This window comes from Autumnicola musiva (assembly GCF_031846585.1).
Taxonomy (GTDB): domain Bacteria; phylum Bacteroidota; class Bacteroidia; order Flavobacteriales; family Flavobacteriaceae; genus Autumnicola; species Autumnicola musiva.
Genome location: NZ_JAVRHK010000001.1, coordinates 1 through 20,276, shown reverse-complemented (window position 1 = coordinate 20,276; position 20,276 = coordinate 1). Strand labels below are relative to the sequence as shown.

General features: G+C 38.4%; 12 protein-coding genes. 8 read left to right on the top strand and 4 right to left on the bottom strand.

All coding sequences use genetic code 11. The features are described 5' to 3' along the window. Positions 1-41: 41 nt before the first annotated feature. From RM539_RS00060 to lysS, 3 genes are all read right to left on the bottom strand, one after another. Positions 42-1,004 carry an EF-hand domain-containing protein gene (locus RM539_RS00060; protein ID WP_311501422.1) on the bottom strand — a complete coding sequence of 321 codons (963 nt, stop codon included), beginning with the start codon at positions 1,002-1,004 and terminating at the stop codon, positions 42-44. Positions 1,005-1,274: 270 nt separating this feature from the next. Further along, positions 1,275-3,776 carry a zinc-dependent metalloprotease gene (locus tag RM539_RS00055; protein ID WP_311501421.1) on the bottom strand — a complete coding sequence of 834 codons (2,502 nt, stop codon included), beginning with the start codon at positions 3,774-3,776 and terminating at the stop codon, positions 1,275-1,277. 133 nt (positions 3,777-3,909) lie between these two features. Next, complete coding sequence (lysS, locus tag RM539_RS00050) at positions 3,910-5,610, bottom strand: lysine--tRNA ligase (RefSeq protein WP_311501420.1); 1,701 nt, start codon at positions 5,608-5,610, stop codon at positions 3,910-3,912. Between the two features lie 133 nt (positions 5,611-5,743). Here lysS and RM539_RS00045 point away from each other — a divergent pair, with 133 nt between their 5' ends. From RM539_RS00045 to RM539_RS00030, 4 genes are all read left to right on the top strand, one after another. Next, the gene (locus RM539_RS00045) at positions 5,744-5,902 is read left to right on the top strand and encodes a YqaE/Pmp3 family membrane protein (protein ID WP_311501419.1); all 159 of its coding nucleotides are present in this window, start codon (positions 5,744-5,746) and stop codon (positions 5,900-5,902) included. A gap of 2 nt (positions 5,903-5,904) precedes the next feature. After that, positions 5,905-6,612, top strand: a complete 708-nt coding sequence (gene lipB, locus RM539_RS00040) for a lipoyl(octanoyl) transferase LipB (RefSeq protein ID WP_311501418.1) — start codon at positions 5,905-5,907, stop codon at positions 6,610-6,612. A 245-nt stretch (positions 6,613-6,857) separates the two neighbouring features. Beyond that, positions 6,858-9,851 (top strand): SusC/RagA family TonB-linked outer membrane protein, encoded by a 2,994-nt coding sequence (locus RM539_RS00035; RefSeq protein WP_311501417.1) that lies wholly within the window; start codon positions 6,858-6,860, stop codon positions 9,849-9,851. A 9-nt stretch (positions 9,852-9,860) separates the two neighbouring features. Beyond that, entirely contained in the window at positions 9,861-11,216 is a 1,356-nt protein-coding gene (locus RM539_RS00030; protein WP_311501416.1) for a RagB/SusD family nutrient uptake outer membrane protein, read from the top strand. 188 nt (positions 11,217-11,404) lie between these two features. Here RM539_RS00030 and rnhB read toward each other — a convergent pair whose 3' ends face one another. Then, entirely contained in the window at positions 11,405-12,001 is a 597-nt protein-coding gene (gene rnhB / locus RM539_RS00025) for a ribonuclease HII (protein ID WP_311501415.1), read from the bottom strand. Positions 12,002-12,162: 161 nt separating this feature from the next. Here rnhB and RM539_RS00020 point away from each other — a divergent pair, with 161 nt between their 5' ends. The 4 genes from RM539_RS00020 (at position 12,163) to RM539_RS00005 (ending at position 19,674) form a co-directional block, all read left to right on the top strand. Further along, positions 12,163-15,201 (top strand): SusC/RagA family TonB-linked outer membrane protein, encoded by a 3,039-nt coding sequence (locus RM539_RS00020; protein WP_311501414.1) that lies wholly within the window; start codon positions 12,163-12,165, stop codon positions 15,199-15,201. Between the two features lie 21 nt (positions 15,202-15,222). Continuing rightward, on the top strand, positions 15,223-16,686 hold the full coding sequence (locus RM539_RS00015) for a RagB/SusD family nutrient uptake outer membrane protein (RefSeq protein WP_311501413.1): 1,464 nt from the start codon (positions 15,223-15,225) through the stop codon (positions 16,684-16,686). A gap of 19 nt (positions 16,687-16,705) precedes the next feature. Continuing rightward, a complete protein-coding gene (locus RM539_RS00010) occupies positions 16,706-17,629 on the top strand; it encodes a hypothetical protein (protein WP_311501412.1) in 924 nt (307 codons plus the stop codon). A 110-nt stretch (positions 17,630-17,739) separates the two neighbouring features. Continuing rightward, a complete protein-coding gene (locus RM539_RS00005) occupies positions 17,740-19,674 on the top strand; it encodes a putative porin (RefSeq protein WP_311501411.1) in 1,935 nt (644 codons plus the stop codon). Positions 19,675-20,276: the final 602 nt, after the last annotated feature.

The following is a 20,276-nucleotide window of genomic DNA, read 5'->3' as shown; positions in this document are numbered from 1 at the left end:
GAATAATCTTCCAGCCTTTTCCTAACAATCGCCAACCAATATTACATGGTTGTACCAGTTCCGGCTTCAGAGGACCATCCACCGGCATAACCGCTATAGTTATTATATTCATCTTCATTAATCATTCCGTCAGCATCGGTATCCCAGTCATTATAAAGACCTGCGTTCCATTCGTCTTCTGTTACGCTATTGCTGGTATCTGCATCATAAGTACCATACCAGTCAGAATCAGCATAGCCTGTATTCCATTCATCACTGTTTATAGTACCATCAGCATCGGTATCATAATAAGCAAAATCATTATCTCCTGAATAGGTGCTAAACTGACCTGTGTTACCAGCGTTCCATTCGTCCTCATCTATACCATCATCGCTATTTGTATCTGTATTCGCGAAGGTGGTATTAGAAAACTCTTCATCGCTTAAAGAACCATCAGCATCGGTATCCCAGTTGTTAAAGTCGTTTTGATAAGTCCCTGCAACTTCATCTGCATTCAGGAATCCGTCACCATCAGTATCGTAATCTGCAAAACTATTGGCAGTAGTGCCTTCTACAGTAACTGTAATAGTGGTAGTGGTCAAGAGTCCGCTTGTATCGGTAATAGCCTCATCGTCTATATCCCATACACCATCGTCGTCTTCAGCATAAAGCTTTAATGTAATTTCATTATCGCCTTCCATAAGTCCGGCATCTTCATTCAGGGTTAACATAATGTCTGAATCACTTCCTTCTTCCACCATTACCGGCTCTACGATAAAATTATCAGAATTTTCTTCATCGGAATGCACTGCTACTAACCAGCTATCTTGTCCAACGGTAACACTCTGTACCATTATGGTGTTGTCCTCCTGAGAAATTGTCTGGTCCATAGCTGTAATGGATCCGGTGTAATCTTCATCATTGTCAATTACATCATCATCTTCATCGCAGCTTACTACTCCCAGAGTAAGAAAAAGAAGTAAAAAGTACTTACTGTACTTGTCAAAATTGATCGTCGATTTCATATTGTATTTTTTTAAGTTGTTAATAACCCCAATTTGTAAAACTTTCGGCTCAAACAGAAATTTTAAATCATGTTTAGACTTACTTTAACTCGATTCTTAAAGTGAACAAAAAGTATTTCTGAATAGGTTCTAATTATGTGAAAAACAGTTAATTGGAAGAAGTAGCGAAAAACTTACAGATACTGGATAATAGCAGAAATAAGTTGGATAACAGGCAAAAAAAAGCCTGCCAGATAAATATTGGCAGGCTCAAAAACTTTTGAAATTTTATTAGCTTTTAGCAATTGGATTTAGAATTAAATCTATTCTTTCCAAAGCATCCTGTAAATGGTATTTGGTAAGGGTATCTCTTGTATTATAGGATGCACTCCTTATTTGCCTTTGCAGCGTCTTTAGTTCTCCTCGTACCACAGGCCTTATATCACTTTGGGAAACGTCAATATCACTTTGGTTAACCCATTCCCTGTAACGCGCCGGTACCTGTTCCTGCTCCTGCGTCATAAGGTATTCCATCCTGGCAATATATGCCCGCTGAAGATTTCTGCGATAACGGTTTATTTCTCCTCCTGAAGACAATTCGCTCCATATTCCTTTTCTTAATTCGGTTATCATGTCTAGCAAAGAATAAGCATTGTTGCCATTAATTTCTTCATTTTCCATCAAACGGGCCATCCTTCCAAAATCCAGGATATTACCAAGTGCTCTTTCCTGCATGGTTCGGATTCGTTCTATACTTCCATCGTACTGAATTCTGTTGAAGATAGAATCGTTTAGCAACCATTCGGGGGTCTTAAATAATTCCTTCTGAAGGAAATCCATAGCACTTTTCTGCTTTTCCTTTGAAACGTGTGTGTAAACCGCACCATCCTGATCATAGGTTTTGAAGTTTTCATAAACACCACCTATGTTAGATTCAACGTGCCCCATATACCTGTTGTACTGTCCAACCACCTGGCTGTAAAGGTCACTTAAATCATCATAGTTTTTTCCTTCTTCTGAAGTCCAGTCTATAAGTTTAGGTACAATACGTTTTAGATTTAAAATTCCGTAGTGGCTGGCGAGCACGGCATCATCACCCAAATCTTCGGTTTGAGAACTTGGGTCTATTACATTACCCTGTTGCTGCCCAAACCTGTAAACAGGATCACGGGCATGTTTTAGAATCCACTGATCAAGCACTTTCTTTTCTTCAATAGGGCCTTCTTCCGGAATCGGGCGGTAACCCCATTCAATGGCATATTTATCATAAGGGCCAATATTTGGCATTAAAGCAACATCGCCATCGCCCGGCTGCGCCACATAATTAAAACGGGCGTAGTCCATTATTGAAGGCGCAGTGCCGTACATTTTGGTAAATTCAGGGTCTCTAAGGCTTTCTACTGGATAGGCAACACTACTACCCATATTGTGTGGCAGTCCCAAAGTGTGCCCAACTTCATGAGAAGATACAAATCGTATTAACCGGCCCATTACTTCATCTTTAAATTTTACTCCCTGGGCATCTTCATTAATCGCGGCGGTTTGAACAAAGAACCAGTTTCTTAAAAGGGTCATTACATTATGATACCAGTTAATATCTGATTCCAGAATTTCCCCCGAGCGCGGATCACTTACGTGAGGACCATTTGCATTGGGAATAGGAGAAGCCAGATAACGTACTACAGAATATCTTGCATCCTCCGGGCTCCAGTCCGGATCCTCTTCTACAGTAGGAGCATCTTTGGCAATTATGGCATTTTTAAATCCGGAAGCTTCAAAAGCTTGTTGCCAGTCTTCAATTCCTTCTTTAATAAACGGCCTCCATTTTTGAGGAGTCGCACGGTCTATATAATAAACAATGGGTTCTTTTGGCTCTACCAGTTCTCCATTCTTAAATTTTTCCCTGTCTTCTTCCTTAACCTCTAATCTCCAGCGATCAAGGTAGCGCACGGTTTCACTTTTTTGTGCATCCAGTCCATAATCTGTTTGTCCTGTGGTGAACCATCCCACACGCTGGTCAAAATAGCGGCGTTCCATAGGTACTTTTGGCAGCAGGATCATGGAATTGCTAAATTCCAGGGATACCGACCCCAGGCTGGAGTTAGACGGTGGATCTCCCGCATTATATGTCTTTACATGCCTAACTTCTATATTTTCAGGGTAACTTCTGATGGTGTCTATATAAGAACGGCTGTCATCAAGACGGGAAACTTTATATTCCTCCCTTTCTGAATCCTGCAGGCCAAGAGCCATAACATCTTTAGTATAAAGATCTGTCACATCAATCACTACATTGCTGCTGGCAGAGTCTTTTTTTACTGCTTTAATTGGAAATTTTTGAAGAATTGGCTCAAAGTTAGAATTTACCACTGCCTCGTGAACGGGAAGTGAATCGGCGGCATAAATTTCATGAGAAACCACACGAAGCAAAATATCATTGCCTTTTTTCTGCCAGCGATGCACCTGGGTATTCTGTTTACCACCGCCAAAACCAATCCCGCTGGCCGTTTTGGCAATACGGGTAACGGTAAGCATTTCCCGGTTAAAAAGACTATCCGGAATTTCATAATAATATTTTTCATCTACTCTATGAACTGTAAATAAGCCATTATCAGATTTTGCTTCGTTGGTAATTACTTTATTGTAAGGCTTTAGTCCGTCCTTTTCTTTTGTCTCTTTTTTTTCTGATGACTGTGCGGTACCTGATGCATCTTTGCCATTAAAGACAGCACAACCGGAAACAGAAATTGATAAGGCAACAAGTAAAGCTTTATAAGATAAATTTTTGGTCATAAATTTTTAGTTTAAGTTTAGGATGTAATGTAAAGAAAAACAGTTCTTCCGGAGTGTCCGAAATAAAAAGACCGCCTTTCGGCAGTCTTTAGACTTGTGTGAATGTAAAAGGTTTAAATTAAAGTTAAAATAATTAGTTAAACCATTTTTCCACTTCATCCAGCTGTAAGGCTGATACCGGTAATTTATTTTTCTTTCTTAAACCATTTAATTTCTGGTGTACCTGCGTAGGCTTATGCTCTTTTAATTTTGATACACTGGCAAATTCATGCATTACCGTGTCTATCCATTCCTGCGGAACTCCAATTTTGAGAAAATCCTCAGGCTTTGGCATCGGGGCCTTTTTCTCCGGCTTCATTTGAGGAAAAAACAATACTTCCTGGATAGATTGTTTATTGGTAAGGAACATGATTAACCTGTCCATCCCAATACCTAAACCGGAGGTGGGAGGCATACCATATTCTAATGCCCTAAGAAAATCATCATCGATAAACATGGCTTCATCATCTCCTTTTTCGGAAAGTTTTAATTGCTCTTCAAAACGCTCACGCTGATCTATAGGATCATTTAATTCTGAATAAGCATTGGCAATTTCTTTTCCGCAGACCATAAGTTCAAAACGCTCGGTTAATTCTGGATTATCACGGTGCTCTTTACAAAGCGGACTCATTTCTTTTGGATAATCGGTAATGAATGTGGGCTGAATAAAATTGCCTTCACATTTTTCACCAAAGATCTCGTCGATAAGTTTGCCCTTGCCCATGGTATCGTCAACTTCAATTCCCATTCCTTTGGCAGCTTGGTAAAGCTCTTTTTCAGATTTACCTGTAATATCGAATCCGGTAAATTCTTTAATGGCTTCGGTCATGGTAATTCTTTTATACGGCGCCTTAAAATCTACATGGTGTTTTCCGAAAGTAGCTTCGGTAGTGCCATTTACGGCAACCGCACAATGCTCCAGAAGATTTTCGGTAAATTCCATCATCCAATTGTAGTCTTTATAGGCCACATAGATTTCCATGGCAGTGAACTCGGGATTATGAGTCCTGTCCATTCCTTCATTTCTGAAGTTTTTGGAGAACTCATATACGCCGTCAAAACCACCAACAATAAGCCTTTTAAGGTAAAGCTCGTTAGCGATTCTTAAATAAAGCGGGATATCCAGCGCATTGTGGTGCGTGATAAAAGGCCTTGCGGCGGCACCGCCGGGAATGGACTGAAGGATTGGTGTTTCCACTTCAAAATAGCCTTTATCATTAAAGAAATTTCGCATGGCATTGAACAATTTTGTTCGCTTTACGAAAATTTCTTTTACATGTGGATTCACTGCTAAGTCGGCATAACGCTGGCGGTAGCGATGTTCAGGATCTTTAAATCCGTCATAAGTATTTCCTTCTTTATCGGTCTTAGGAAGCGGAAGCGGACGCAAAGATTTGGTTAACAGGCTGTAATCTTTAACCATGACGGTCATCTCACCAACTTTGGTCTTAAAGAGTTCGCCTTCAATACCAATAAAATCACCAATATCGAGCAGCTTTTTATAAACATCATTATACTTGCTCTTATCTTCATCAGGGCAAATTTCATCGCGGTTAAAATATACCTGAATTTTGCCTTTTGAATCCTGTAACTCAGCAAAAGAAGCTTTCCCCTGGATTCGCCTGGACATTAATCTACCGGCGATAACTACTTTTTCACCTTCTTCAAAATTCGATTTAATATCGGCCGTAGTACGATTTACCGGATAAAGATTGGCAGGATACGGATTAATTCCCGCTTCCCTTAGGGCAGATAATTTTTCCCTTCTAATAATTTCCTGTTCAGATAACTGCATGGTATTTTATTGTGATTTCTACAGGCTTATGCCTTGTGCGGAAGCAAATATAATGACAATCACGCTATCCACCAATGCCAGTGAAAGCCGAAATTTTAATTCTATCTTTGTGACATAATTTCAATTTTTGAAAATGAGTGTCTGGCGTGTTATTCTTTCAGTTTTATTCCCACCTCTTGCGGTTTTTGATAAAGGCTGCGGATCTATTATTATAGTTTTTATCCTTACGCTTCTTGGTTGGATTCCCGGAGTAATTGCCGCACTTATTATTCTGAATAACCCAAACAGTTAGTTATGAATAAAAAGGTAGAGGTTCAAAATCTCGGTTTTAAGGATTACAAGAATGTTTGGGATTATCAGGAGAATTTATTTAAAAAAACCCTGGACAGGAAAATTAAAAATCGGCGGGAAAGTCTGGATGAAGAAACTAAAAATTATCTGTTGTTTGTGGAACATCCTCATGTTTATACTCTTGGCAAGAGCGGAAATGCAGAAAATTTATTGATTTCTGAAGAAGAACTAAAGCAAAAAAATGCCAGTTTTTATAAAATAAACAGGGGCGGGGATATTACCTATCATGGCCCGGGACAATTGGTAGCTTATCCAATTTTAGACCTGGATAATTTTTTTACCGATATTCATAAATATCTTCGGCTGTTGGAAGAAGCAGTAATACTTACTTTAAAAGAGTATGACATTGAAGCCGAAAGGAGTAAAGGTGAAACCGGGGTTTGGCTGGATATAGGAACTCCGTTTGCCCGAAAAATATGCGCCATGGGGGTGCGTGCGAGCCGATGGGTGACAATGCATGGACTGGCTTTAAATGTAAATGCCGATTTAGGTTATTTTGATAATATTATCCCCTGCGGAATTCAGGATAAAGCAGTTACTTCATTAAATATTGAATTGGGCAAAAAAGAGATTCCTTTAAATGAAGTTCAGGAAAAACTTCTGAAGCATTTTGCTGCGCTTTTTGGGGCAGAACTTCTCTTAAGTGAATAAATATTTCTTGACTACCCTTCATTTTTAGGGGTGTATTAGATATTTTTAGCAGCAATTAGCGGATGGAAGGATAAAAATCATTTTGAAGTTTTTAATAAATAGCTGCTCAAAATACGACAATCGCATTTTGACATGCTAAAATCGATTTTCAAATAATTCTTCTTCTGGTTCTGTAGAAAAAAGAACTTTTTCTTCCCTGTATACTATATAATTTGGAATTTTGACCCTTCAAAAATCTAATGTATATGAAGAAAAAATTACAAAGACTTCTGGTTTTAATGCCATTATTAGTCGGGCATTTAATCTTTGCCCAGGAAAAAGTAGTCACCGGTACGGTAACCGATTCAGATGGTATGCCTATTCCCGGTGTGAATGTGGTTGTAGAGAATACCAACCGTGGAGTGCAAACCGACTTTGATGGGAATTACAGTATTGAAGCCAGTGTTGCGGAAATCCTGGTATTTAGTTATCTGGGTTTTGCTTCTGAAAGACGGGCTGTAGAAACTGATGATGTTTTAGATGTTCAGCTGGCCGAGGATGCTGCTGCTCTTGATGAAGTTGTGGTAGTGGGGTATGGAACGCAGAGTAAACGGATGCTTACCGATAATGTGGCGAAGCTAACATCAGAAGATATTGATGAAGTCCCTACACCAAGTGTGCAAAGTGCTTTGGCAGGAAAGGCGGCAGGGGTTCAGGTAACCCAAACCAATGGTAAGGTTGAAGGAGGTGTAAATATTAGGATTCGTGGTGTTTCCAGTATTGGTGCAGGATCAGAGCCTTTGTATGTTCTGGACGGGGTTCCTCTTATTAATAATAATGAGTCCAATAACGGTGCTCCTACTAATCCATTGCTTACTCTTAGTTCCAACGAGATTGAATCTATAGACATTCTTAAAGATGCTTCTGCTGCAGCAGTTTATGGTTCCAGAGGAGCTAACGGTGTGGTAATTATTACCACTAAAAAGGGAAAAAGCGGGAAAGCTAGCTTATCCCTTAATTATTCCTATGGGGTTAGTGAGCCGGCTAATTTAAGGGACTGGTTAAATGCCGATGAATATATTGAATTGTTTACAGAAGCTGCTATTAATACTTACGGAGAGGAAGAAGGTTTGGCTGTGGCAGAAGAGAATTTTGAATCTCTTGCTAACGGTACAAACTGGAGAGATGGAGAGGTAGATACAGATTGGCAGGATTTAATTTTTCAAAATGGATTTGTACAGGATATGGACTTTTCTGTTTCTGGTGGAGATGAGAAAACCTCCTATTTCTTTTCAGGAGCTTATAATGATACGAAAGGTATCATTACCGGAAATGAATTGGACCGTGTAACCGCACGAGCTAATGTTTCTCATAGATTAACCAATAAATTTAATACAGGGTTAAATATGAGCTTTTCCAGAACAAATATTGACAGAATAGCTAACGACAATGCTTTTGTAAACCCTGTTCAGGCAGTGGCACAGCCTGCTCTTTCTCCGGCATATTTAGAAGATGGGGAGCCTAATTCTAATACCTTATATCCCAATTTTCTTTTGCAGGATAAATATGCTTTTTATAATACGTTAGTTAGAAGAGTGACAGGTAGGGCTTTTGCAGAATATCAGTTTTTTGAATTCCTGAAATTCAATACAGATTTTGGATATGATTTGTACTACCAAACAGAAGATCAGTTTGAAGGTAGGCTGGTTCCTTTTCAGGCTACTAATGGAGAGGCCTACGCTTCCAGTGTGGCTACAGAATCTTACGTTACCAGTAATTATTTTTCCTTTAGTAAGACTTTTTCAGGTGTGCATGATTTAGATGTTGTTGCGGGAATGGAATACAACAATACTAACAGAAGGTTTCAGGATGTTACAGGAATTGAATTTCCAACAGACGATTTCCAGACAATAGAAAGTGCTGCAGAAATTACTGATGGTAGCGGGGAAGAAACCGGCAATAGTTTTCTGTCCTATTTTGCCAGGGCAACTTATGCGTTTAACAATAAATATTTACTGAAAGCGAGTGTGCGTAGAGACGGTTCCTCAAGGTTTGGCTCTGAAAACCAATTTGGAACTTTTCCAGCAGTTTCAGGAGGATGGATTCTTACAGAAGAAAATTTTCTTCAGGATAATACAGTTCTTTCATTTTTAAAATTTAGAGCTAGTTATGGCCAAACAGGAAACGCAAATATAGATGACTTTGCTTCAAGAGGACTTTTTGGAGGGGTGTCTTATAATCAACGACCCGGGATTGCACCAAATCAGGCAGAAAATCCCTTACTAACCTGGGAAAGTGTAGATCAATTTGACCTGGGACTTGAATATGGATTCCTGAATAATAGAATTTCAGGAGAAATCGATTATTATTTGAAAGAATCTGATGGATTGCTTTTTGAAGTGCCTTTACCGGGAACTTCTGGCCGGCCAATTATCAACAGGAATATTGGATTGATGGAAAATGAAGGAGTTGAATTTGTTATTAATGCAGATATTTTTCAGGGTGATTTTACCTGGAGTACCAGTTTTAATATTGCTAACAATGATAATACAGTAAAATCTTTGCCTACCGATGGAGCAGATATTATTACCGGCCAGAATATACTAAGGGAAGGAGAGCCAATTTCAGCCTTTTATCTCTTAGAATATGCAGGAGTAGATCCTGATAATGGTGATGCCCTGTATTATGTTAACGGTGAAGATACTGAGAGGGAAACCACAACTAATCCCAATGAAGCTAATCGTATAGTAGCCGGTCAACCTTACGCGGAATGGATTGCTGGTTTTACTAACTCCCTTTATTATAAAGGGATAGATCTTGCTTTTACCTTCCAGGGAGAATGGGGGGCAAGTATTTATAATGCTGGAGGTGTTTACCAATCTGCTAATGGAGATTATTATGATAATCAAACAGCAGATCAGTTAGATAGATGGCAGGAGCCGGGAGATATAACCAATGTGCCGCAGGCAAGATTTTTTGGAGCTAACGGTACTGCACAATCTACAAGATATCTTCAGGAATCTGATTTTATCAGGTTGAGAAATTTAACTTTGGGTTATACTCTTCCAGACCATATAATTGAAGAATTGGGGCTACAGAATTTCAGAGTCTATTTCTCTGGTTTAAACCTGTTAACCATTACAGATTATGAGGGGTACGACCCGGAAAGTACAAGTGATGCTAATCAAGGTACGGGTGTTAGTTTTTATTCTGCTCCGGCAGCGAGAACCTATTCCATTGGTGTAAATCTAAAATTCTAAAAAAATAATATGAAAAAATACAGATTAATTTTTGCAACATTCTTAATAGGCATAGCCTTTACTTCATGTGAAGATGAACTTAATATAGAGCCTGCACAAGAAATATCAACAGAGGTTGCATTATCTAGCGGTGAAAATGTGGAGAATATTTTAATAGGTGCTTACGAAGAGGCTGGACAGGCAGATTCCTATGGAGGGGATATACAAATGCTGTCCGACCTTTATGGTTTTACAAATGAAGCTACCTGGAGGGGTACCTTCACACAGCCTAGAGATGTTTTTAGAAAAAATATTTTCGTCGATAATTCTTATGTGAGGGATATTTGGCTGAACGGGTATGAGGTGATTAACCAGGCAAATCTTGTGGTAGATAATATTGAACTTGTAGATGAAGAGGAACAAGATAATATTGCCGGGCAGGCTATGTTTTTGAGGGCTCTTACTTACTTCGATTTGGTAAGGCTTTATGGTGCGCCTTATGAAGCAGGGCAGGAAAACTCGCAGCCAGGAGTACCTCTTTCTCTTGAAGGTGTTATAGATTATTCAGGAAATCTTGAAATTCCAAGAAATTCAGTAGAAGAAGTTTATAATCAGATTTTGGAAGATTTAAATAATGCCTTTGAAATGTTGCCTGCATCTAATTCCTTTTTTGCAGATAAATATGCAGCTAAAGCGCTATTAGCCAGGGTTTATCTCCAACAGGGAAATTACACAGGAGCCAGGGATGCGGCAAATGATGTTATTGAAAACAGTGACCATTCGCTTACTGATACTTATGAGGAAGCATTTAATAATGAGGTAGATAGTGATGAATATATTTTTGCTTTTCAGGTTACCACACAAGGAGGAGGCAATGATCTTGTATTGCATTATGCGCAGGAAGATTTAGGAGGACGAGGCGGAGACATTACGGTGAATCCTGAGTTTATTGAAATGTTTGATTCTGAAACAGATGATAGGTCTTCTTTCTTTTACGAAAGTGATGATAACGGAGAAACGCTTACTTCCAAGTATACAAATCAATTCGCCAATATCCCTGTGATAAGATTGGCAGAAATGTACCTAATTAGAGCTGAAGCTAATTTTAGACTTGGTACCTCTATAGGGAATACTCCCACTGAGGATATTAATGTTATAAGAGAAAGGGCAAATGCAAATCTACTAGATAATGTTGGACTTGATGAGATTTTGAAAGAAAGGGAATTAGAACTCGCATTTGAAGGATTTCTTATTCAGGATCTTCAAAGAACAATGAGACCAGTAGGAGATTTGGAATATGATGACGAGCGTTTAACTTTTCCTATACCGCAAAGAGAAATGGATGTTAATTCTTTGCTGGAGCAAAATCCTGGTTATGGTCAATAGTATTAAAATGTTTTAATTGAAAAGGGAGGCATTAAGCCTCCTTTTTAGTTATCCCCCATAAGCGATTAATCCCCAAGGTTTAATTCAAAATTTTGAAGTCGTTTTTTCCGGTTCATACTGGTGTGTTTGCCCCGAATTTTAAATTCACATAGGGATTTAATTCATATAGCAACAAAGGGTGGAGAAATTTAAAGGGACAGTTCAAGTTGCTCCGGTAAAAGACGAAAGCTTTTTCTGTGATATTTAGTAATTCCGTGTTTACGGATAGCCTCACGATGTTCACGAGTGGGGTAACCTTTATTTTGCTTCCAGTTGTACATGGGAAATTCTTCATGAATTATCTCCATATACTCGTCTCTATAAGTTTTTGCCAGTATAGAAGCTGCTGCGATACTAAAATATTTTCCGTCTCCTTTTATAATACACTCATGCGGAACATCTTTATAAGTGTTGAATTTGTTCCCGTCTACAATTATATATTCGGGACAGTGAGTTAGTTTTTCCAGAGCGCGGTGCATTCCCAAAATGGATGCATTTAAGATGTTGATTCTATCAATTTCTTCCATGCATATGTGAGAAACTCCAAAGCAGACTGCCTTTTTTTCAATTTCAAATCTTAGGAGATTCCGATTTTTTAGGTTTGTCTTTTTAGAATCATTTAACAATCGATGCCGAAAATTATCAGGTAATAAAACGGCCGCCGCAGTTACCGGTCCGGCGAGGCATCCACGTCCTGCTTCGTCGGTTCCGGCGGTGACTTTTCCTGTACTAAATCTTCTGAGCATAAATGGCCTCGGCTTTAAAATAATATGATGACAAATTTAGTAAAATTCTCAGGTGTGGAGTTCTAATAGGGGGATAGAAGAAGTTAAATATTAAAATATTGCTTGTGTTATTAGCATTTTATTAGCATTTTTGGCGCAGGCTAATTCAAATTTAAATAATAATGAAACACAAATTACATGCAATTCTTACGCTACTATTAGCGTTCGTAGTGCAATTTACATTTGCACAGGAGAAAACCGTTACTGGAACAGTGACGGATGATCAGGGTTTACCTCTACCAGGGGTTAACGTGATTGTACAGGGAACTAATAATGGAGTTCAGACAGATTTCGACGGAAAATATGATATTTCAGTGGCAGCTGGTCGTAAACTCGTATTTTCTTATGTGGGTTTTGCTACCCAAACTGTGACTGTAGGGGCATCAAATGTAATAGATATTGCTTTAGATGTTGATGCTGCTGCTCTGGATGAAGTTTTAGTAGTAGGATATGGGGCCACTTCTAGGGAATTATCTACATCAGCCGTTTCTACCGTTTCTTCTGAAGAAATAGAAACTTTTGTACCATCTACAAGTGTAGATAATATTTTACAAGGAAAAGCTGCGGGGGTACAAGTAACTGCTGCCAATGGTCGTCCTGGGCAAACAGCATTTGTTCAAATTCGTGGGATTGGATCTGTTAATGCCGGTTCCACTCCATTGTATGTTGTAGATGGAACACCAGTTGATCAATCTTTTATTAACAACCTCAATCCCTCAGATATTCAGAGTTTTTCTGTTTTAAAGGATGCAGCTACTGTTTCTAAGTATGGATCCAGGGGTGCAAATGGTGTAGTAGTTATTACTACAAAACAAGGTAGATCAGGCGAGGCGAGAATTGTTTTTAGGTCTTCATTGGGAAGTGGTTCTAAAATTGATGATTTGAATTTTGAAATGATGGATGCTGCACAAAAACTTGAGTATGAGAGACAATTGGCAGAACTAGGCGTGACTGATGCACAAAGTTTGCCCGGATTCACGGCGAACCCTGACCAATTGGAATTATTAAGATCTTATGATACAGATTGGCAGCAAGAACTTCTTAGGAATTCTTACATTCAATCCAACTCCCTTTCTATTTCAGGAGGAGATGAGAAATTATCCTATTTCCTTTCTTTAGGCTACGACAAAAATAGTGGTATTATTGATAGGATTGATGGGTTTGAAAGAATTTCAACACGATTAAATACAACATATCAGGCAAAAGATTGGTTAGAAATTGGCGCTAATATTTCCCTTGCCCGTAGTACTACAGATTTGCCCAGGGATAGAAACAACGTTCAGAATCCTTTTGTTGCAATGTACAGTTATAATCCTTATGAGCCTTTATATTCAAGAGATGCTCAGGGTGACATTGTCAGGGAGGATGATGGCTCTCCTGTTTTTAATCCAACTACTCAGGGGTTTCCTATTGCACGTGCATTACAAACTGAACCTGAAGATAACAGGAACTTTTTAATTCTTGGTAGTCTTCACGCGGATATTCAGCTCAGCGATAAATTTTCGAATAGGTTTACAGTTGGAGCTACCAGTAACAGGTACAATAGAACCACTCGGTCAATTGCGGGGGGTGTTCTTAATAGTATTGTGGGTAATGCTGATTTTCCTGGATCTCAGACGGATAATTATGAGTTAGATTTTCAATATAACGTAAATAACTTATTTACATATGCTGATAGCTTTGATGATGTACATAATTTAAGTGCGAGTTTCCTCTTGGAATATAATGAAAACATCTATACCGATCTTTTTGCTTCCAGTAGAGGTTTTCCTTCCCCAAACATCCCATATCAGGAAGTTGCTGCAGAAGCTACTTCAGCTGGTAGTGAGGAAGAGAGAAATATTCTCTTTTCTCAGGGTCTGTTTGTTGACTATAATTTTGACAGTAAGTATATCCTATCGGGATCTATTAGAAGAGATGGTTCTTCAAGATTTGGGCCTGATAATAAATATGGGTATTTTTATAGTGGGAGTGCAGCATGGAATATTGCCAATGAAGACTTTATGGAAGGCTCCGTATTTGGTGATTTAAAATTAAGGGCTTCTTATGGTACTGCAGGTAACCAGAATATTGGAGACTTTAATTTCTTGAACTTACTGCAATTTAACACTTATAATGGATCAACTACTGCTATTCCTATTGGAGTAGGTAACCCAAATATTCAATGGGAATCTCAGGCAATATTGGATATAGGTGTGGAGTACTCTATTTTTAATAACAGGATTTCTGGTGTAGTTGATTACTTCAAAAAATCTTCCCAGGATTTATTGCTAAACAGACCAATTTCCCAAACTGTGGGTGATGAAAATAACTCTATATTAAGTAATATCGGGGAAATTCAGAATAGTGGTGTAGAGGTTTCTTTAAATGTTAATGTCATTAGAAACGCCAATATCACCTGGACTGTTGGAGGTAATGCAGCCTTCCTGGATAATGAAGTGAAAGAGCTTGTAAATGGAGAAGATATTATTAATGGAACAACTATATTGCGTGAAGGAGAAGAAATAAATACATTTTATTTACCGCGTTATGCAGGGGTGAATCCAGCTAATGGGCAGCCACTATTTTTGGATAGCGATGGTAATCTTACAAGTGAGTATAGTGATTCATACCAGACTATAATAGATGGTAAATCACCCCAGGCTGATTTTGAAGGCGGTTTCTTTACATCAATTAAATATAAAGGTTTTGGATTGAGGGGAGATTTTGTATTTAAAAAAGGAAATTATGTTCTTAATTATCAAAAATCTGATGGTGTAGCTATAAGTAATGTTAATCAGAACTTATATGTAGAAGCATTTAATTATTGGAAAGAGCCAGGAGACCAGAATGTGCTTCCAAGTCCATTATATCAGGCTAATGCAGATCAAACCACAACAAGATTTTTAGAAAGTGGTGATTATATGAGGTTGCGTAATCTTACTATAGATTATAATATACCATCTGGTTTTGCAGAAAGAATGGGTATTGATACTTTCCGCATATTTGCAACAGGTCAGAACTTGCTAACCTTCACTAATTTTACCGGCGACCCTGAAATCGGAATCGGATCAGAAGAGACTATTGCGCCTGAAGATGAAGGTTTTGTTGCTGGTGAATTTTCATTATATAGCTATCCTCAAACCAAATCTTATACAGTAGGATTTGAAATAGGATTTTAATCAAAAAAATAGAATCAGAATATGAAAAACTATATCAAATTTTTATCACTTTCATTTATATCACTTGTGCTTTTTAGTTGCGATGATGAGATAAATGATTTGGAACCTTTTACAGAAGGAAATCCGGAAACATTTTTCAATAGTGAGGCTTCTTTCCAAAATGGTGTAGATGGTGTTTACAGTCAATTATTTAACTATTATGCTTCAACTACAGAATATAATGCAGAAGCAGGATACCAGACCATTCCTGATATCTTAGCCGATAATGTTATTTTGGCAACAACTGGCCGTAGATCCAACGAAGTTTATTATGATTGGCAGTATGTTCCTAATACAGGGGGAGCGATCTCTCTTTACTGGAGTGAAGCTTATGAAGCTGTTAATGCTGCAAATTTAATTATCGGTCAAATTAATAACCTTCCTGAAGGAGATGTGAAAGATAATATTCTTGGACAGGCTTTGGCAGCCCGGGCTTTCGCTCATTTTGATCTAGTGCGGATATATGCTAAAATTCCTACGCAAAGTGAAGATGCAAATTCTTCCCTTGGGGTGGTATATGTAAAAGTTGAAGACGGCGATACCGGGGATCCTTATGCAGAACCGGCCAGAGAAACAGTAGAAAGTAATTATGCTGAAATTATAAGTGATCTGGAAAGGGCGGCAGAATTAATTGGTGCCAGTAATGGAGAAGGTAGGCTAGATAGAGATGCGGTTTACGCGATTCTTTCTAGAGTGTACCTTTATAACGGGGATTATCAAAATGTAATTGACGCCGCAAATGAAGTTTCTGAGCCAATAGCAACTGCCGAGGAACTTCCCGGGGTCTATACAGATGCTACCAATACTGGAGTTATAGTAGAATGGTCAGTCAATACATCATCGGAAAGTACTTTTAGTAATATAGGGGTTGCTTACAGCCAAACAACTGGTGAAACTGTAAGATCAGAATATGTGGCTGATTATGAATTTATTAATAGTGTAGATACTAGTGATGTCCGTCATGATGTCTTAACTTATGTAGGGGTAAATTCAGGAAATCAATACAATGCGGTAAAGAAGTTTTTAGGAGAAGAGGGACAGAATAATGGCCTTGTAGATGTTAAAGTTTTGCGTGCTGCTGAAGTTGTTTTAAACAAATCTGAAGCTCAATACCGTCTTGGTATGGAAACTGAGGCGCTCGAAACTCTTAACGAGCTTCGGGATAAAAGATTGGATTCCTATGAAGGGGGAGAAGCTGGAGAGGAGTTACTAAATACTATTTTAAGCCAAAGAAGAATTGAATTAGCCTTTGAAGGACATAGGTTTTTCGATATTAAAAGAATGGGTGACGCTATTGTTAGATCAAATAATGGAGATATACTTGATGGATCTGGAACGCCTCCACAAGAACTTACTCTTCCCGCAGGGAATTTTAGATTTCAATTCCCAATTCCTCAGGCAGAGATTAATGCAAACTCTAATATAGAGCAAAATCCTGGATACTAATCAAAATAAAATTTGAATTATGAAAAATATAATTAATAAGATTGGTATTCTCATAGTAAGTACTATGGCGCTGGTCTCCTGTGAGGAGAATGAGATACCTACAATTGGTGATGACTATCCGGTTCTAGCTCAATTTTCTACTTCATCCGTGACCTTGGCTACGCCCGAGGAAGGAGCTTCTGTAGAGGTTGATGTGGTTGTAACCAATACAGCATCTACAGAAAGAAGTGTAAATGTAGAAATAGATCCGGAATCTACTGCGTCTGCTGATCAGTATAATGTTGGTGATTTGGTAATACCTGCGGGCTCATATACTGGAACACTAACTATTTCAGGCAACTTTGCGGCTATCCCGGAAAGTGGAAGTTCATATTTAATTCTTAACCTTACAGATGTTGACGGCAATGAGACTCTTGTAGATAACGGGACACTTAATGTTGAACTTTTTAGGAGATGTTCAATTACTTTGGAGGAACTTGTCGGAACCTGGTCGGGAACTGATATTTGGGGCTATCCCACTGAATTTACTACCTATATAGAAGATGGTGAATTGATGATGACCGGAGGCCTCGTTTATGGATGGCTTAATGATGCATGGGGGGAACCTATTGTAGATGAGTCACTAGTAAGACTTGAAGTAGATCTTGAATCATTTGAAGTAACTATTCCCGAACAGTATTATGTATCCACCATATATGAGGGTGATCCTCAGCCGGATTATAATCTTAAAGGGTCAGGTGAAATAGTAAATTCTTGTGAGAAAATCATGGAAATTTCTCCTGTTTTAGTTCAACCCGGATTGGCTGGAACTTTGGACGGAAGCGCATATGGTGATGCCTTTTTTGTTAGAGTTAATATGACAGGTTCAGCCGGGGAAGATGCCGGTGATGATGATTCTTCTGATGAAGGAGACGATTCAGCAGGAGACGATTCAGCTGAATAATCAATTTTATAGGAATTCTTCCAAAACCACCCCTCGGGGTGGTTTTTTTGTTTCTGCCAATTTCTGGCTCATTTCATATAATATTTTACTTTTGTTGAAGTTTAATAGAAATGATGAAAAACAATCTGCTTGTAGTTTTCTTTAGCCTCTTCACTTTCCATGTTATTGCCCAACAAGAAGAAGGATCGCTACAGCCATCCGGCCAATCTTCCGAAGAAACCACAGTTCCGGATAGTCTTGCCAAAGCTCCCATTCAGGATTATAAAATCATTTCCCATGAAAATGATACCACTTTTGTAGATACCTCGTTAACCATCCAAAAAGATTATAGGTTCAACTATCTTCGAAAAGACAATTTTGAACTCTTACCTTTTAACAATACAGGTCAGCCATACACTAAATTAAGCTATAATCCAGAATTTGATCAAATCACGCCCGATTTCGGGGCGCAGGCCAGGCATTTTCATTTTTTTGAAGTGGAAGATATATCATATTACAGGGTACCCACTCCTTTAACCGAATTATATTTTAAAACTGTTCCTGAACAGGGGCAGCAGCTGGATGCCTTTTTTACCGTTAATACTTCAGATAATTTTAATTTTTCAGTAGCCTATAATGGGGTGCGTGCACTTGGGAAATACCAGCATTATCTAACCAGTACAGGAATATTTCGAACTACGGCAAATTATCATACTGCCAATAAAAAATACCAGTTGCGTAGTCATTTTATAACGCATAATCTTACTAACGAAGAAAATGGCGGATTAACAGACCAGGCGCTGGCACAATACATTGCTGAAGAAGAAGAATTTGAAGATCGTTCCCTGCTGGATGTACGGTTTGAAAATGCCGAAAATACACTACATGGTAAAAGATTCTATCTTGAGCATGAATATTTCCTCACCAATCCTTTAACCGATAGTCTTAACAGCCTTTCGGTGGGACATGTTTTTAATTATAATTATAAAAAGTACACTTACAATCAGGCTCAGGCAGTGCCGGATGTATTTGGAGAATCATTTGAAAGTTCCGGTTTGAAAGATCAGGTGCGGCTAGAAGAAGTTTATAATGAAGCCAATGTGACTTTTAAAAATAACATTTTAGGGAAATTAGTAGCAAAAGCAGGATATGAGCATTTTAATTATGGATATAATTCCGTGTATGTATTGGAAAACGATCAGGTGATTACCAATAAACTTACCGGTGGAGTGGTGTCCATAGGAGGAGAATATCAAAAAAATATTGGTGGTTTTAATCTGGATGCCGAGGCCTCTCTTAATTTGGCCGGTGAATTTTCCGGAAATTATTTAAAGGCAACAGCATCCTATGCTTTAGATGAAGATAACCAAATAGAATTTGGACTTAACCAGAGCAGCAAAGTGCCAAATTATAATTTTTTGCTTTACCAGAGCGACTACTTGAATTATAATTGGCAAAACAACTACGATAATGTGAATTCACAAAACCTGCATTTCCGGCTGGATTCAGAAAAATTATTTGATGCCGAATTTAATCTAACTCAGATTCAGAATTATACCTTTTTTGGTCTTGCCGAAGAAATTAATCAGGTAAAACCCTTCCAGTATAGTGATCAGGTGCGTTATTATAAGGTAAAGGCAGAGCGGGAGTTTAATCTTGGAGTTTTTGGAATGCACCATACCCTTATGTATCAAAATGTGGTAAACGGAGCAGAGGTTTTAAAACTTCCTGATTTTGTTACCAGAAATTCATTTTATTATAATGATCACTGGTTTGATAAAGCGCTGTATCTGCAAACCGGTTTTACTTTTAAATATTTCTCTCCTTATGAGATAAATGGATATGACCCTGTTTTAGCCGAATTTTACGTACAGCAGGAGCAGGAATTGGGTGGTTATCCCATTCTCGATTTCTTTTTTAACGGAAAAGTGAGGCAGACAAGGGTCTTTTTTAAACTGGAAAACTTAAACTCTCTTATTACCGGAAATAATAATTTTGCGGCCCCCCGTTATCCTTATACAGATTTTCTGGTGCGTTTCGGGCTCGTTTGGAACTTCTTCATATAATTATCTGGATAACTTACGATTTCTATAATTGGTTTTTTTTTAGAATTCCTGGAAAGATGAGGAATAAACTGGTTTTCTTTCCAGTGTACAGGTTTTGATTATATTATAGTAAATTTTTTATTGGCGTTTCCCCTCCTTAAAAGGTCGGGGCCGGGCTATTCGCTATATCTTATAGCGGTTTTCGGGGTAAGGGGGGAGAGTAATAACATGGGTCGGCCGATAATTGTCAAAATCGTAGTCCTATCAACCGCTATAAGGATGCCGCTGCTATCCCTAACGCAGAAGAGTGGAAAGTAAAAAGTTTCTAAGTTTAAAAAAAGCTGCGAAAATCAGCGCTATCTGCTGGAGATCTTCTGAATCAGGAAACAGGAGACAAGAACAACGGTATTGTAAAAGAGGAAGGTGAGGGTGAGAATCCTTTTTTATTTTTTTATAACAAAGACCTGCAAGGTTTCAGAAACCTTGTGGGTCTGGTCTCGAAAATTGCCAAATTGGACTATGTTTTAAGGATAATTCTTGGGCTGTTATCCTAAAGCAAAAAAAATTTGAGATGTAAAAATGTTCATTTCAAGGCATTAGCGCTGCTTCTTAAAATAATCCCA